The sequence below is a fragment of the Caballeronia sp. INML2 genome, from assembly GCF_023631365.1.
Classification (GTDB): Bacteria; Pseudomonadota; Gammaproteobacteria; order Burkholderiales; family Burkholderiaceae; genus Caballeronia; species Caballeronia turbans.
Genome location: NZ_JALQDH010000101.1, coordinates 1 through 16492, shown reverse-complemented (window position 1 = coordinate 16492; position 16492 = coordinate 1). Strand labels below are relative to the sequence as shown.

Below are 16492 nucleotides of genomic sequence, written 5' to 3'. Positions count from 1 at the left end.
CTGTCGTTCACGGGGCTCGAGATCGTGCTGTTCAACGACAAGTGGCAGTTCAAGTTCGCTCACGACGTGGGCGACGCATTGTCCCTCTTCATTAGTGAGTTCGGCGCCACCTACCTCGCCTCGCGCGACCGGTACTGAGGTTCCCACGATTCCATCTTTTCGACCCGCTTCGGCGGGTCTTTTCTTTTCTAGAGGCAATTCATGCAGAGAGACCTGTTTTCGTTTGAGCGGGACTGGTACGAGCCGTTGCGTGCGATCAGAAGTTTGGGATCGCAGGCACCGTCGGTCGCCCATCAGGGCGAGCTGGCAGCGGCACGGCGTCAGCACCTCGGCCAGTTCTTCACGCCGGACGCCATTGCGGCGTTCATGTGGAGCTTCGTCAGCGGCTGGAAGGTCAATCGGCTTATCCGGATCCTGGATAACTCGGTCGGCTCGGGCCGGCTGCTTCAGTACGCAGACCCGGAACGCCATGCCGTGTACGGCGTCGACGTCCATGCCGATGTCATCCAGCAGTGCCAAAAGGTGTTCGAGGACGCGGCGTTTGATTGCGAGTTTCGGCAAGCTGGCATGGAGGATATCCATCCGGCGCGCTTCGACATCGCGATCATCAATCCGCCGTTCTCGATCCATCTGGAGTCGCCGCACCTGCAGACGCTGGAATGCACGACGTGGGGCCGGTACGGCGCGCACACCAGCGCGTTGAGCCACGACTACGCCGTGCACCAGGCGCTTGAGGCGGCGAATATCGTCGTCGCGCTCCTGCCGATCACCACCGCCGAGTCGATGATCGCGGGCGAGCAGGGCGACCGCTTGAAGCGCCGCGCGGCTGGCCTGTTCGAACTTCCAGCGGACGCGTTCAAGCTGGAAGGCGCGAACGTGCGCACGGCCGTGGTGGTGTTCGACCGTTATCGCGATCGTCCCTCAGACTTCGTGCGTGCGTTGGTTGACGATCTGGCCAAGCCAGGCCCAGACCTCGGGCTGCACTTCGAGGAGCGATCCTTCGGGGAAGCTCGGCTGCAGCTGCAGAAGCTCGATGACAGCGTGCCGTTCATCACGCGTGCGGTCACCGGCGACAAGTCTGTCAAGGTCTCGCACGATGGCCGGCGCATTCGCTTGTCGTTCGCATGCGGCTTCAACGAAGCGATGGTGCTCAACGCGGTTCTCGTGAAGCGCATTTACTCGCGCGACGGCCACCGGCTGCCGCGTGGCTTCCGTTACTCCGGGCAAGGCTTGCTGGATATGGAAACGTATCTGGTGCAAGACGATCCGGTTGCGGCCTTTGGTCAGTTGCTTGATCGAATCCGCAGCGTCGGTGGCGAGCCGCAACTCGCGCCCGGCTTCATGGAGCACTTCAGCAGACGCATGCGTCGCAGCGTACGACAGGCGATACCGCTGCGGCACGTGGCGTGGACAACTGGCGCTGGATCGCGAGATCAGGTGTCGGGCATCGCGAAAGAGACCCACAAGGTCGATGCGACCCGCTGGGCCAGTCCGCTCATCAAGGCGGGCGACGAAGTCCACTTCGATCGCGAAGCCGACGGACGGTACCGATACGCGCTGCAGGGCGTTTGGTATCACCTGTCGGTCGACGAGCTCAACGCGCGGTTCGCGGTCGAGAACGTCAGCGAGGGATGGGAGGTGGTGCACGAAGGTCTGTGCGCGCGCTTTCCTGACCAAGCGGCGGCGCTGCGCTCGCGCGTGAAGGCGCTCGGCGTCGATCAGTGGCTCGATTGGGAGTTTCAGGTCGACGATTTGATCGAAACGCTGTTGAAGCCGACTGGATGCATCGTCGCGTGGGAGCAGGGTTGCGGCAAGTCCCGGCTCGCGTTGGCGCTGATCCTCGTCTCCGGTGTGAAGCACGGCCTCATCGTCGTTGAGTCCCGGCTCATCGAGGAGATGTTGAAGGAGATTGCCCAGTTGCCGATCGCGGCCGATCAGGTGAAGGTAATCGAATCGGCGGCGGATCTAACCGACCTCCGGCAGATTAACCTCATCTCGTATGAGCGCCTGCGTATGCCGGTGGACAAAGCCGCTTCTGCGCGGGTGACGTATGCGCATCGGCTTCGTCGTCGCATCGGCCTGCTGGTGGCTGACGAAGGCGAGCGCCTCGCCAATCCGACAAGTGATCAGAGCCGCGCGCTTTGGCAGCTTTCGGCGCGGCGACGGTTCGTTTTGACGGGAAGTCCAATCCCGAATTACCCGAGAGATGCGTTCGGTCTGATAGCGTTTTCGGGTGGTGACGGAACGGCGGCTCAACCTTATGGCTATCGCGTGGGTTATCTCGAGCAGAACTGGATCAATTCGGTGGAGTACGCGATGCGCGGCGTCGATCGATTTAGGAATGACTTCGTGGTGCTGGAGTGGGTGACGTGGCAGTTCGCGGAGAGCCTGCAGGACGGGGCGAAGCGCGAGGTACCAAAGATCGGCAACCTGCACCTGTACCGGGCGATGCTCGCGCCGCATATCAAGCGTCGGCTGGTCGCCGAGCCTGAGGTGTCGCGCTACATCCAGATCGAGCCGCCGCAGTTCGAGGTGGAGACAGTCGACTGGGATCGCGGCCATCTGGCCGCGTACCTGCGTGCTGCCGACGAGTTCGCCGATTGGTATCGCTCATCGCGCGACGACAAGAAGGCGTGCAACCTGGTGACGATCCTCGCTCGTATCCGTGCTGTTCACTTCTCTGCCAACTACCCGCAGTTCGGGATGGAGGGCGTGGAGTACGTCGGCGGGCTCACGAGCAAGCAGCGCGCGATTGTGGCGCGGATGCGTGCGATCGCGGCGGAAGGCAAGCAAGCAATCGTGTTTGCCGAGAACCCCGGCGTGCTCGATCTTCTGGCGCGCGAGCTGGATGCGCATGGTGTGCAGACAGTCCCGTTTCATGGCGAGATCCCGATCAAGCGTCGCGTGGCCGATAAGGACAAGCGCTTCTTGGGCGGACTGGCAACCGGGCTGATGGCCACCAAGGCGTCTGGCCGCGCCGGCTACAACCTGCCGAACGCCGACTACATCCTCTTCTATGACCGCTCGTGGACGTGGCGCATTGAGTATCAAGCGATGCGGCGCGCGCTGCGGTGGAACCGGAAGGGCGTGTTGAAAGTCGTCTATTTCCACCTACCAGGAAGCATCGACGAGTATCAGGACCAAATGGTCGCGCACAAACGTGATGCGACGCAGGCGGGGCTGGACTGGGCGACACCGGAACTGGACGATGAGACTTTTTTGCACATGGATTCTTTGCTGGATCGTTTCGTCGATGACCTCGCATTGCTGTCGGCGGAAACGTCCGGTGACATGCGCAAACTTTTGAAGGAGGCAGCGTAAATGCCGAAAGACTCGAACGTGTTTGTGGTGGTCGGGGAGGGCGTCGTCACGGTTAAACGTGAAGGCTCCAATCGCGCGGTGCTGGCGCACGTTCTCGGCAAGGTACAAGTCGATGGCGTCGAGGTGCTGTGCCTCGACCGTCTCGTCCATGAAAGCCACGAGCAGCAGTTCGGCGAGTGGACGTTGGCGGGGGCAGTCACGACTTTGTTGTCTCGACCTATGTTGCCCGCGACTGGCGCGGCATAAGACGTAGCGACGCCCTTAGGTGGCGCTCGTCTCGATCATTTAGTCACAACCCGGCTTTCGAGCCGGGTTTTTTTTGGCCTTCGGCGATTGAGTTGTCGTCGCCCGAGAGGTCGTAACTGGGTTCTCGGAGAAGGGCTGTATGCGACCCAACTCGGCCGGTCAGCGGATCGCAGTCCGGCAGTCAGGTTTTGAGGTACATCGGTCAGTCGGCACGGATATCATCGTGACTGGCGTCGGCGTGCCGCGCGCGCAAGATCGCGATAGGTGTCGATGACCCCGTGATGTCGATTGGCAGCCAGCTCCCCTTGTGAGCGCGAGCAATTTGGTTCTGTCCTTTTCGACCACAGCGTAGGGCTTTAGGCCTGCGGGTTTTATCTATACTTGCTAATGGCGCGGCAAAAGTCGCTTACGATCAGGACACTCTACCAATGGACATCCGCCTTGCAAACTTTGGACCGAAAAATTATCTTTGGCCGGAATGCCGAGACGGGGCAACAATAGCCATGATTGAGGATGTGGATCTGTGGCCTCTCCGCGTAAATGAAGATCGAGATGGCTACGTGTCACTAGCGGTTGCGACCAAGAAATCGGTGACAGGCGAACCTCTCACAAAGAATGCGGCCGCCCGCTGGTACAACCTCCCTGATATTTTCAGCCGGTCTAATGGTGACATTTGGCTGCACCGCGAGAAAGACGAACTTTGGTGGACGATTTCGAAGCCAGACTCTCCGTCGACAACGCTTGAAGAATCGCGCGCTCCCGGCCAAGGGGGAACAATGGTTTATGTAATGCGTAAGCCAGTCGAACCTTGGTCAAACAAGAACCGAAAAGGCGCGCGCCTATTATGGAGCGCGGTACATCCCGTCGCCCAAAACTTTCTATGGAACCGGGGAACCACGGTGCGCCTTAAACCAGAGAACGTGGCCTACGCGCGCGCGCTTATCGACGGCGACGATCTATCGTCCTGGCATTCGCGAACCATTTGGAAGAAGGCAGTCGAGAAGTCCGGAAAAGGATTGCCGTCGGTAGAAGACGTTGTCGGTCTCGCAGCGCTGACGATGGTGTACATGGCCACGCATACGAGTGCTAACTCGAACGGGCAAGAAGTGACGCGCACGATGAAAAATAAAGACGTCAAATTCGGCAACGATTCGATCTTCGCAGACTACGTCAAGGAACTGATCCTAGCGCAGGAAGAAGCATGCGCAATCACTGGACTTCCATTGCAGTACCCGAATGAAGCGGATGATCCGGAGATGATCTGTTCGCTGGACCGGATCGATAGCGACGGCCATTACGAAGCCGGTAATCTGCAGGTGGTTTGCCGTTTCGTCAACCGCTGGAAGAGCGACAGCAATGACGAGGAGTTCCGTCGTCTGGTCAGACTGCTCCAAGGCAGCACGCCCGCAGTTTAAGCTTTTCTGTAGCGTGAAGCGGTCGTTGAAACGCGGGCGCGGCGTGCATCCATAGCTCCTCTTGTCGTAGCTCGCAGCACGTCTTTGTCGGGGACGGCTGCGACCACTTGCCAAAGGGCCCTTCGCCCCTCGCCGGTTGCCGGAGAGAGCCGCGAGCGCGTTCAAGGGATCCGCAGCGCGCAAGACAAAGAGAAAGCCGGAACGAATGCCGGTTTCGGAGCTCTCTCTTGTTGGGGCGCTGGCCTCGGTGCCTTCTACTTTCGGCCCGTCGACAAAAGTGCGCAGTGTTGTTGTTGCGCGCTACCTTTGCTGCCGAGCCGGTAAGTGCCGCCCTTCTTTTTGTAGGTCACTTCCTATCTTTTGGTCTGCGCGCCTTGCTTCCCCGAGCGCTGGAAGGTTATTGCCGGAAGGGAGTGCAGAGACTGTGCGCCATCAAACATTGTCATTATGATAAGCATGTTTGAACAAGGCCCCCGCGGCGACACGTCCCTCGCGCCAACGTAATGTTGCGGCAAGATATGTGGTCCTCGTCGGCGAACAAATCGTCATTGAGCCAAGAGGCCTGCCGATCTTCGGGTCGGGGCTGCAGCATGCGAAGATCATCGCGACGCGGAGCGCGTCGCTAACCACAGAGACCAAGAAATGAGGAAAACGCTCGTCGTTCTGACGTCCGCAACGCTGTTGTCCGCGTGTGCGTCTCCGCAACCTGTCGCCCGCTATGCGATCTCCGCGGACAATCGCGCGGCGATTCAAAAAAGCCTCGCCAGAGACGTCGCAGTGGGGCCATTCGTGGCCACCGGCAATATCGATCCCGGTTGTCGGGGCCAGGCTCTCGCTCCGCCAGACGGTCTGTCGTTCGAGGGATACGTACAGAAAGCGCTTGCCGACGAGTTGAAGGTAGCAGATGCCTATGCCGATACCGCTCCGAACGTCACCCTCTCGGGAAGAATCGAAGCGTTGGAATCGTCTTCGATGGTCGGGCTCACCAACGGGTATTGGAACATAAGGTTGCTCGTCAGCTCTTCCAACGGGAAATCGTTGGCGGTTCAGCATAAGTCCGCCTTCGAAACCGGGTTCGAAGGGAGGGAAGCCTGCCATCGTGTCGCGGCCCAGTTCCCCGCGGCCGTCCAGGACGTGATCCACGAGTTGGTGACCAACACCGCTTTCCGTGGTCTATTGCAGTGAACCAGGCCGACGGGAGCCAAGCAACTGCTCAGCGGGACTACACATAACTCAGGGCGCGCCTACTCGTCGACGCGCCGCCTGAATACGCGGTGCGTCACTGCAATGTCGCTTCGCGAACGCCGATCCCACGCATCATCGAGAGCACTTTTGAGGGAGCCGACAGACGTCTTGTGCGCCGTTGCTCCCGCGCGGCGCCTAGCGGGACCTGCCACGTTAGACACCTCAACCCACTGACGTCTTAAAGACTATGCTCGTTGCGCTCAATGGAACCGCGCGGATCCACGCGGCTTCGGCGGAAAAAGGTCCCGATTTTCGCTGCCCCGGATGCGGCGAAGCGGTGATCTTGCGAAAAGGAACGAGAGTCGTGCATCACTTCGCGCACAAGGCTCCGGTGACCTGTTCGTGGGCCGTGGGCGAAACGCAAGGCCACTTGGCCGGCAAGAACCTGCTGATGGACTTGTTCAAATGGCACGGCTACGAAGTGGATGTCGAATTCCCGGTAGGGAAGCAGCGCGCAGATGTGCACGTCCTGGGGAAGCGCGGGCGTGCGCACATCTTCGAAATCCAGCATCAGCCAATCACGCCGGCAGAGATCAGCGCGCGGACCAAGGGCTACTTCGCCGCTGGCGCGGCCGTCACTTGGATCAGCTTGATCGACATTGCCAAGTTGGGAAGCAAAACGACGAAGACCTTAACCGGCTACGTTATTGAGCGCTACACACCGAAGCCCTTCGAACGCTGGCTGCACGGGTTCCACTTCAAGGAACTATGGTTCTTCGAGCCGTCTACGAGGATGTTCTGGCGCGGCACATTCAGCGCTTCGATCATCCATGTTCCGCTTTCCGAGTGGCGCACCCCGGGCGGCGGGTCTGCGTCGGCCGGCGGCTACTCGCGCACCTCCAGGAAGTGGAAGACTCTCACTCTTGATCGCCCGTACCCCGTCAATCTGATCTCTTTTGGCGTGGAAACTCGGCCGGCTTCCGCCATTGGAGATTTCTCGTATCCCGGCGGCAGGCGCATCACGATGGCGGGCGTGATGCTTACCTAACGCCTTTAACCGACTCACCGCGCGTTAAGCATCAGCTGCTTCTGCCGGGAAGGGCTTCGCGGCTTCACGTAAACGGGTCTCGTGCGCGATGCAAATCTTTAACAGCTTCTCTGCCCTGCGCATCTGCTCACCCGTCGCCGACACGTCGTGTTAATACGCTCCGTTCGCGGTTTGGCGTCCCCCGGTTATGCGCCGACTGGCCTTGGGCGCCGGCGTTCTGCCGGCGCATTTTTTCGCTCATGGCATCATGCGGACAGACGCAAATTCGAGCGTCCGTCATGCCACCACAATGCAATGAGTTATCCGCCAAGACCCAGCAGCCGATCCATCGCCTTCACCGTCCCGACGCATCTAGCCGAAGCACTCCAAGAGACCGTTGACGACTTCTTCGCGAGAGCGGCGGGCGGAACGACCCCCGCGCAGCGGGCGGCCGAAATACGCGCGCAGGATCGCGATGCGAGCCTGGATTCGCTTGCGCATCTCCTCGACGTAGCGGAGGGCAACTCTCGACAGGCGCGCGTGGCTGCCCAGTTCCTGGCAGGTCTCTACAACGGCGACGACTTCCCCTTCAGCCTCCCTGACTTTCGCCGACTCGATGACGATTTGCTGGAGCATTGCCTACAGGTGCTGCGGCTGGACAGGCGGCACGCGACGGAAGTGCATCGCTACTTTCCCAATGGCGAAACGCGCTGGCTGGCGATGATCAGACGATGGGGGCTGGCTGACGAGCCAACGCACACGCCGCTGCCCGACAACGATGTGGTGCATTCCTGTCAGTATGAAAACAAGCTAGATGCGCCGGGTTATCGGGACGTGACCTTGTTCGTCAAAGTCGCGGTTGGCGTCGACGATGTCCGTTCGCTGGGCCTCGCGCTGTCGGCGGCCGACTCCGAGCGGCTAGCTGCGGACCTCGTCGCAGTCCATCGCCTTGCGTGGACACGGGGGAAGCCGTTAGATGCCGACGAGAAAGAACCTCGACCTGCGTGGTTGTGAAAGACGGCATGAATTCGTGAGCTTTTGCGTCACGTGCCCGCAATTTAAACGGCTATCTTTACTCCATCACCCGCGTCATAGACGCATCGACCCCGCGCTGACTTTTGTCAGCCCACGTTGTTCAACCCTTTGGGAACCACTCCCAAAGGGGGCAGGTTCCCTCTCAGGAGCCCTGCCATGCAACAGCAACCTACTCTCGCCCTCAAGCAAATTCAGGTCAGCGTCAATCCCCGCAAGTACTTCGATGCGGCGGAGATGGAAGAGCTGACCGCGTCTGTGCGCGAAAAGGGCGTCATCCAGCCTGTCATCGTGCGCACGCTCGCTGACGGCGGCTTCGGCCTCGTCGCTGGTGGCCGCAGATACAAGGCGGCACTCGCGGCGCACGGCGAAGACTATGAAATCCCTGTCGTCGTTCGCGACATCGATGAAGTCGAAGCGAAGCAGCTCGCCATCATCGAAAACATCCAGCGAGCCGACATGTCGCCCGCCGAAGAAGCCATTGCGGCAGCCGAGCAAGTCGGGCTGTGCAAAGGCGATCGCGACGAAGTCGCGCGTATCTTCGGCTGGTCGCGTGCAACGCTGGATAAGCGTCTTGCGCTGATGAACTGCAGCACTCCCGTGCTTGATGCGCTCAGCACGCGACAGATCCTGCTCGGTCACGCCGAGCTGCTTGCTGCGCTCCCCAAAGAGACGCAGGACAAGTTGCTGCCGGTGATCGTCAAGGAAGGCAAGGCGGTCGCTGAGGTCAAGAAAACCATCGAACAGGTTGCCTGTTCGTTGGCGGCCGCGATCTTCGACAAGGCCGATTGCGCCGGATGCCCGCACAACTCGTCCACCCAGGGCGAGATGTTCGGCGAGTCCATCGGTACGGGGAACTGCACCAACCGCACCTGCTACAACGAGAAGACCGAAAAGATGCTCGAAGCGACGGCCACCGGCCTGCGCGACGAATATCCGGTCGTGCGCATCGTGCGTGCTGGCGACAACCACACGCGCGTGCAGCTCGCCGTCGACGGCCCGAAGGGCGTTGGCGAAGAGCAGGCGAAGGCGTGTCACGCGTGCCAGAACTACGGCGCGGCGGTGAGCGGCCTGCCTGACTCGATCGGCAAGGTCTATCGCGGCCAGTGCTTTGACACCGTCTGCAACATGAAGAAGGTGGCAGCGCAATTGCAAGCGGTGAAAGCGGCGACGCAGCCGAAGCCCGAAACAGCCAAAGCGGGCGCGAAAGCGTCGCCCGCAGCAGCGAAGGGCGCGGCCGGTTCGTCCGCGGCATCGACGACAAGCAATCCGCCGGCGACGGTGGTGGCCGAGTCGGACCGGATCAAAGCGTATCGCGTGGCGTTGTGGCGAAAAGCCCTGCGCCGCGAGGTAGGAGCCGATCCCGCGCTCGCCCAGCGATACCTCGTTGCGATCGCACTGTCCGACCAGATGCGCTGCGTCGATCAGAAGACGCTGTCTGGCATCTGGGAAAAGCTCACGCAAGAGCAGATCCCGGCTGGCGACGTCTCGAAAGCGGCTGCGGCATCGACCGCTGCCGACGATGCGCAAATCGCTCATGCCGTAACCGGCGTGACGGTCGCTGCGATTCAGGGCCTCGACGTTCAGCACCTCACGCGTCTGTGCAAGCACCATCGCCTCGAAATCGCGAAACACTGGAAGCTCTGCAAGGAGTTTCTGGAACTGATCACGAAGTCGGAAATGATGGTGGTCGCCGACGAGCTTGGCATTCGTGCCGCGCTTGGCGACAACTTCAAGAAGGTCTTCGGCAAGTCCAAGTCCGAAGTCATCGATGCGCTTCTGGCCGTCGAGGGTTTCGACTACACGGGCAAGATCCCGAAGGTGCTCATGTTCTGAACGCACGGCACGCCCGTGCATCGATCGTAGTTTCCATCCTTTATAGACCGCCCATCCCTTGGATGGCGGTCTTTTTTCTTTTTCAGGAGTTTTCCATGTTTGCAGCTATTGAACCGCTTCTGCGTCACTGCACGAAGCTCACGCTGTCCTTGCAGATGAAGGGCGACGAAATGGTTGTCTGTGTCATGCCGCAAGGCACGGCAAAAGACGCCGCCATGCTTCAGCCGCTCGCGCTCACCGCGGTGGCGGCCGAACTCGACGCGGGCTTCGTCGACGCGCTCGCGGCCTATACGGGCGCGCACGCGTCGCTCGCCGAGCAGGTTGCTGCGACCACCGCCATCCTCGAAGCCGCCAAGACGACGCAAGTCTCCAAGGCGACCAAGACGCTGGCTAAGGGCGGCAGCAAGTCGGCATTGCCGGCGCCCGGCAGATCGAGCACCGACGCGGACAACGATGATGACGACGCAGGTGACGACGCTGAAGGGCAGAGCACCGCCCCGACTGCGTCTTCGGCATCGTCCGCAGCAGAGGCATCGGCGGAACCGGCTAGCACCGGGACGAACCTCGCATCGCTTTTCGACTAAGGAGCAGACATGGCTATCCAAGTTGCGAAGCTCACGCGCGAGTTCGTCTACAACGGCGTGACGTTCCCCGATCCGGGGCCGACCTTCTCGCCCGACGATGTCCGCGATCTCTACTCCGCGCAGTATCCGGAGCTGACGACCGCGGCGATCGACGGGCCGACGACGGAAGGCGATGTGATGCGCTTCACGTTCGTGCGCGCGGCCGGTGCCAAGGGTGCAGTCTTGGCCTGCCGCGTCCATGCGTAAGCGCGACCTCCTTAAAGCCTTGTCCGACCCGGACTTGGCCCTTTCTCATCAGCAACCGCCCGGAAGGGCGGTTTTTTTTCATGACAAGGAGATCGAGCAATGCTCTTCGATCCTCGCCCGTCTGGTGCAGAAGTCGCTGTCTCGGGAGAGCCTTGGCAACCGCGACGCGCTCCCGCTGCCCGACGTCGAACTCCCAATGATTTTTTAAGCCTCCCGGCCATCGGCTCGGACGTCAAAACGCGCGCAGTGATGCGTTGGAACGCCGAAAAGGATGTCGCCAGCCTCATCGCGGCCCAGTTCAACTCGGGCGTGTTGAGGCCGCGCGACGTACCGGAGTTCAAAGGCGCGGGTGACGCGCTTGCCCACGGTTTCTTTGCATGGGCCAAGCGTCATACGCCGCGTCTGGACTGCCTTGGCTTTGACTTCGTGCTGTGCGACGTGCAGGCGGTGCAAGATGTTGTCCAGTATCAGGAGGACAGCAGCGAGTTCAATCCGACCTCGCCCGTTTATCTCGGCATCGAGATAACGGAGGAGAGCATCTTCGAGATCGGCAGACGTGCCGCCGAGCTTCGCAATGTTCATCCGCGGTTGGTGTCTACAGCGATGGTGCTGGTCAATCGTGCAGCCGGACGCACGATGTGGGTTCGGACGCCGGACGAGTTCCTCGGGGAATTCGCTTCCTGGTTCTGGGATGGCGACTCGAACGCAACCGATGAGCAAGCGCGCGAGATGCTGACGGACCGGTTCGGCGACGACGAAGCGGAGATCGAGCATTACCTCCCTTCCGTTGTACGTCCGCAGCTTTGTCCGGACGACATGGACGTCTACCGCTGGAACGCAAAGAGCCGACGCTATCTGCCTCAACGGGCGCTTGGCGTCGCGGCCCTTAGGCGGCTTCAGCGCTTTACCTCCGGGCGCACGCGTCGCATCTGCGCGGAGCTTGAAAAGCTCTCGCTGATGCTGCAGCGGGTGGGCAATCGCGACCTCTTCGGTTGCGAGTATCGGCCCCGCTGCGCTTATGCAGCCGCCACGCTCACCGTGCAAAACGACAGCCGCGTCGGCGATGTACTCGATTCGCACTACGAGTACCTCGCCAGCGCCGGCGACGGCACGACTTACCTTGGCTTCACGCCGATTGCCTCTACGCCTGACGCCATTCGCAAGCAGTACGCGAACTGGTCGCAGGGCTTATCCATTCTTGGCCAACTGGACCGCGTCATCGCGGGTCTCGCGGCATAACGAGGAGTTTTGTATGAAAGGGCTTGATATTGGCTCCGACCGCGTCGACGAACTCGCGGCGATCAGCGCCATCTTGCTGTACGGCCGTCAGGACCGCAGCGCCGTCTACGGCACCGTTCATCCGGTGATGCAGGGCAAAAGCGGCCGGGCGACGATTGGTGCCGGAAGGCCGATCGACCGCATGGCGCTTGTTGATTGCCTGCGTGAGCTGGCTCAGAACGCGGCACCGAAGGCGGAATTTCTGCCTGAGACGGTGCTCGCGGTGTCGCAAGAGGCGGTGATGTGGTGGTGCAGACCGGCGATGCGAAGAGTCTTCTTCGATTGTCAGGAGATCGGGCGGCGAAGTGCGGTCGTCCCGCACCCAGGGTTGGTGTTCCGTGCAGCTTCGAGCGGGTTTTCCGTGTTCGCGCTGCAGGAAGACAGCCGGCCAACGCCTGAATCGAAGCTGCATGAACCGCCTTACTTTAACACCTGGGACTGGGGGCGGATCTGCATCGGCTCGGCGCACGTTCCTAAGCGGATCGATATCGAGTCGATCGGCGGATGGGAGGGCGGATTCTTTGAATCGGCCTTCACGCACCCGAACCACGGGAACAAACGCGTTTCGCATCCCAATGGTGAATTCGCCTTCTGGAAGGAAATGCTCGACGGCAAGTACGGCGAGCAATTCCCGAAAGACGCGCTCGTCCCTATGGACCTTACCCTCGCTGAGTTGATCGGCGGCAAACAAGGAGTTCGATGATGAATGCTGGCGCTTTGAATCCTGCAGATGCCGCGCTTCAGCGCTCGTTTCCGACCGTCATGGTGCCCCGGCGTGAGCCGGTCGCGCCAATGCAGGCGGCCGGTGAGCGACTGCTGATCGGCGAGAACGGTGTCTTTTTGGAAATCGATCTGCCGTGGCTCTCGGTTGTTCGCCGCATTGCGCACTACACGGTCCCGACTGCGATCCCCTACGGGAAAGTGGCCGAATCGACCGAGTTGCGTTGTGGTGCGGTGCCGCCCGAGCTGATCGGCGAGTTCGTCGCGATGGCGCGCGCCGCGCATCCGCTGGAAACCGGTGCGTGGATCGTCTGGAACGTCGAGACGAAGCAGTTTCGCCTCGCGCCTGTGAAGGTGCTGTCGCAGGGGACCGGGTCGCTGAAGTACGAGCGGCCGGATCTTCTGCCAAGCGAACTGCGGGTGATCGACTGCCATTCTCATGGCGCGCATCCCGCGTATTTCTCGCCGACAGACAACGAAGATGACCGACATGAGACGAAGTTCGCCTTCGTCGTCGGGAATTGCGCGTCGTCAGTGCCGAGTATGGCGATGCGGCTTTGCGCCAAAGGCATCTTCGAGAACGTCGAGCGCGTGCCGAGCAGTTGGTACGCGGCGGCTCGCGCGCAGGAGGTTGCATGAACGGGTCCATCCGACATCAACTTCCTTCGCGGATGCTCGAGCGGAGCTGGAATGTGGTCGTAGTAGGCGCGGGCGGCACCGGAAGTGCGGTGCTCCCGAGCTTGGCGCGGCTGCACCACGCGATGCTGGAACTGGGCCACCCGGGCGGCATCGACTGCACCGTCTTTGATGACGACACCGTCAGCCCGACCAACGTCGGCCGGCAGGGCTTCTATCCGAACGACGTGGGCGAGTACAAAGCCTCGCTTATCGTCAATCGGCTAAACGCACTGATGGGCACGAACTGGCGGGCGGAAACCCGGCGATTCGGTCCGGGCGAGCCGCTCTACAACGTCGATCTCGTGATCGGCTGCGTAGACACGCGTGCCGCTCGGGCCGCGATTGTTGGCGCCGCCCAGGACACGGGGGCGTACTACCTCGACTGCGGCAACGACACGGATCGCGGCCAAGTTGTCATCGGTCAGGTCTGTAGCAAGAGCCACGCGCTGAAACATCCTGAACGGCTGCCGCATGTGGGCGAGTTGTTTCCGGAACTCGTCGACGCAAAGCTCGATGCGAAAGACGAGACCCCGTCCTGTTCGATGGCCGAGGCGCTGCGCAAGCAGTCGCTGGTCATCAATCAGGCCATCGCGGTCCAAGCGTTCAACATGCTCTGGACCATGTTTCGAACCGGCGCTGTGCCGTTCTCGGGCGTGTTTGTGAACCTCGCAAAGGGGCGCACAAATCCGATTCCGTTGGATCCGGCTGCGTGGGCGCGTTTTGGGTACGAAGTCCCGAAGCCGCCTGTGAAGCAAGCGAGGAAGGGCCGAAAGGGGAAGTTCGCTGCCTAGGTAGTCGCTGTTTCATCACTGCCGACCTCCGCAAGGGGTCGGCATTCCTATTTCACATCCCAGCGGGTACGCAGCCCGTCGGGGCTGCTCCGCGTACCAATGGAGCAAAGCATGGGTTCTTCGATTTTGACGGGCAAGCGCGCAGGCGTAATGCAGAAGGCAGACGGCGAGTGGATCTACGCGCTCTTCGAGCGTGGCTATGAGTCGAACGTCTATCCGCATAACGACAAGTGGTCGGCCGTGGCGCTGGGCAATTATGCGCAGGTCATGCGCCGCGTCTTCTCGCACGCGACCAGTTGTGAGGGCGGGATGCTCCGAAGCCGCAATGGATCAATCCGGCCCGAGAACTACATTGCGAGTTGGAGAAGTGAACTCGCCAAGCCCTCGCTGCTTCGGGATCGGGCAATCGATCTGACGGTCGGCGCCTCGTGCTACTCGGCGGTGCCTGAGTCGCAGCTGGACGATGTCCGGCTGTCGCTCATCCGGGCGGGCTTCGAGTCTCGCATCGATGAGTTGGTTGGCGGCAGCTTGAGCGTTTCGCTGCACGCGGACATCGACCTGCTGCTCTCCATCTATGGGAACAGCGGGCCGCTCAGCGTTTGGCGAGTGCTCAAGGAGTACGACTGTGGGACCGCACACATCGAAGTGCCGGTGCCGCCCACAACGAAGACGGCGATGGAGCGGATGCCCGAGGTGCGGTGTCATTCCATCGACCAGCACAATGTGTTGGTTGCAATTGGCGCCGCGCCGTGGCGTCACGCTGGCTGGCAATACAGCGCGGTCGGCTCCTTCATCACTGAAGTCGCTTATCCGGTGGAAATGGAAACGCCGGGATTCGCCAAAAAGGCGATTCCAGCGTTCCGCGACGCGGTGAACAATGCCCCGCAGGTGCCGTCGGCGACGCGCATCACCGTGACACGTTCGCCCGAAGGCACTGAGGGTTGGAAGGTTCGCCGCGCAGACGAGCTTGCGAGAATGCTCGGCGTTGTGGCTCAGGACGCATGTGCGCCGGCTGTCTTCAGCTTTGCGTTCGGCGACTTGCTCAATCGCGAAGACACGGACCGGCTGCTGTACGGCCTCGATTCCTTCAGCGATGCGCAACTCCAGTGGGAAGTGGCGCGTGAAGGCGCCGCGCCAGATCCCGCGTTTTTTGCAGCGGACGTTCAGCTCTCGCTGTGTCTCGCCTAGTGCTGTTTTGATCAACGCCACGCCCCGAGTTTTCGGTGCGTGGTTTTTTTTCGCCCGCTAGAAGGCGAAGCTCGCTTGCGCCGGGATTGACGCGGCTGCGGGTTCGGTGGCATTTGCGTCGGCAGACGAAGGCGCGCCTTGCCGCTGTGCCAGCAGTTCGTCGTACCGGCGCATAACGTCGGCCGCGCTGGTGTAGCCGACCTCGATGCCGACTGTCCGGGCGACGCGGCGGCGCACGCTCGCGAGCAACTGCGCTTCGTCGGGCGTCGGGCGCGCGGTCGGCCACCCGGACGAGAAAAGCAGGTGCGCGGGAATCTCGGCCTCGATGGCTTGGCGCTCGATGGCCGCTGCCTTCGCACGCGCGACGTCGGCCGCCAGTTCAGGCGACAGTAGGTGCGGCGCGACGTCGGCCAACCACCGTTGCCCTTGGAAGGCGAACGTCGATTGAGCTTCCAGTCGCACCATTTCCCGGTAGACGTCGTGGTTGTCGGTGCAGCTTGCCGCGGCGCGCAGGTCGTCGAGCGAACTCATGATGCAGTAGGCGCACGATACGCGCGACGCACCGTACACCGTGTATGCCTCGTGCAGCGCCAGTCCGGCCGCAGCGATCTCGGTGAAGACCTCGTCGGCGGTCCATTCGATGATGGCATTCCACGTCACACCGGTGCGCCCCTTGGTCGACAGGGGGGCGAGCGGGGCTGCGACAGCCATCTTGCTGCGAGCACTGCTTTCCTGACGGCGAACGCCGGTGATACTGACGATGTTGTGCGTTGGAAAGCGCTTGTTCAAGGCCGAATTAATTAGTGATCCTTTCAATTCTGACGTGCAGAAGCGCATCGACGGTGTGCTCCACGGCAGGATCAGGCGGACGCAGGACAGATCGCGATACCGCTCGACGTTGTTCGACCATCGCTTTTCCCATCTGGCCAGCATGTCGCCGGCTTG

Annotated in this window: 15 protein-coding genes; 14 read left to right on the top strand and 1 reads right to left on the bottom strand. The window is 61.4% G+C overall.

Going from position 1 to position 16492, the window contains the following annotated elements; all coding sequences use genetic code 11:
• Nucleotides 1-201 precede the first annotated feature (201 nt).
• From NCT32_RS32095 to NCT32_RS32030, 14 genes are all read left to right on the top strand, one after another.
• Entirely contained in the window at nucleotides 202-3321 is a 3120-nt protein-coding gene (locus NCT32_RS32095; protein ID WP_250491219.1) for an SNF2-related protein, read from the top strand.
• Complete coding sequence (locus NCT32_RS32090; protein WP_250491218.1) at nucleotides 3322-3567, top strand: hypothetical protein; 246 nt, start codon at nucleotides 3322-3324, stop codon at nucleotides 3565-3567.
• A 428-nt stretch (nucleotides 3568-3995) separates the two neighbouring features.
• Entirely contained in the window at nucleotides 3996-4982 is a 987-nt protein-coding gene (locus NCT32_RS32085) for a hypothetical protein (protein ID WP_250491217.1), read from the top strand.
• Between the two features lie 642 nt (nucleotides 4983-5624).
• Nucleotides 5625-6167, top strand: a complete 543-nt coding sequence (locus NCT32_RS32080; RefSeq protein ID WP_250491216.1) for a hypothetical protein — start codon at nucleotides 5625-5627, stop codon at nucleotides 6165-6167.
• Between the two features lie 247 nt (nucleotides 6168-6414).
• On the top strand, nucleotides 6415-7215 hold the full coding sequence (locus NCT32_RS32075; protein WP_250491215.1) for a competence protein CoiA: 801 nt from the start codon (nucleotides 6415-6417) through the stop codon (nucleotides 7213-7215).
• A gap of 294 nt (nucleotides 7216-7509) precedes the next feature.
• Nucleotides 7510-8208 (top strand): hypothetical protein, encoded by a 699-nt coding sequence (locus tag NCT32_RS32070; RefSeq protein WP_250491214.1) that lies wholly within the window; start codon nucleotides 7510-7512, stop codon nucleotides 8206-8208.
• Nucleotides 8209-8385: 177 nt separating this feature from the next.
• A complete protein-coding gene (locus tag NCT32_RS32065; protein ID WP_250491213.1) occupies nucleotides 8386-10062 on the top strand; it encodes a PRTRC system ParB family protein in 1677 nt (558 codons plus the stop codon).
• 95 nt (nucleotides 10063-10157) lie between these two features.
• Nucleotides 10158-10646 (top strand): PRTRC system protein E, encoded by a 489-nt coding sequence (locus tag NCT32_RS32060; protein WP_250491212.1) that lies wholly within the window; start codon nucleotides 10158-10160, stop codon nucleotides 10644-10646.
• A gap of 9 nt (nucleotides 10647-10655) precedes the next feature.
• Nucleotides 10656-10892, top strand: coding sequence for a PRTRC system protein C (locus NCT32_RS32055; RefSeq protein ID WP_250491211.1), 237 nt, complete (start codon nucleotides 10656-10658; stop codon nucleotides 10890-10892).
• A gap of 99 nt (nucleotides 10893-10991) precedes the next feature.
• Nucleotides 10992-12131, top strand: coding sequence for a PRTRC system protein F (locus NCT32_RS32050; protein ID WP_250491210.1), 1140 nt, complete (start codon nucleotides 10992-10994; stop codon nucleotides 12129-12131).
• 13 nt (nucleotides 12132-12144) lie between these two features.
• Nucleotides 12145-12873, top strand: a complete 729-nt coding sequence (locus NCT32_RS32045) for a PRTRC system protein B (RefSeq protein ID WP_250491209.1) — start codon at nucleotides 12145-12147, stop codon at nucleotides 12871-12873.
• Entirely contained in the window at nucleotides 12873-13529 is a 657-nt protein-coding gene (locus tag NCT32_RS32040) for a PRTRC system protein A (protein WP_250491220.1), read from the top strand. Before NCT32_RS32045 ends, NCT32_RS32040 begins: the two co-directional genes overlap by 1 nt.
• A complete protein-coding gene (locus tag NCT32_RS32035; RefSeq protein ID WP_250491208.1) occupies nucleotides 13526-14359 on the top strand; it encodes a PRTRC system ThiF family protein in 834 nt (277 codons plus the stop codon). The genes NCT32_RS32040 and NCT32_RS32035 overlap by 4 nt, the downstream gene beginning before the upstream one ends.
• 111 nt (nucleotides 14360-14470) lie before the next feature.
• A complete protein-coding gene (locus tag NCT32_RS32030; protein ID WP_250491207.1) occupies nucleotides 14471-15547 on the top strand; it encodes a hypothetical protein in 1077 nt (358 codons plus the stop codon).
• Between the two features lie 57 nt (nucleotides 15548-15604).
• On the opposite strand, the gene NCT32_RS32025 is transcribed toward NCT32_RS32030, so the two are convergent.
• Nucleotides 15605-16492 (bottom strand): hypothetical protein (locus tag NCT32_RS32025; protein WP_250491206.1); only part of this gene is annotated, 888 nt, incomplete at its 5' end.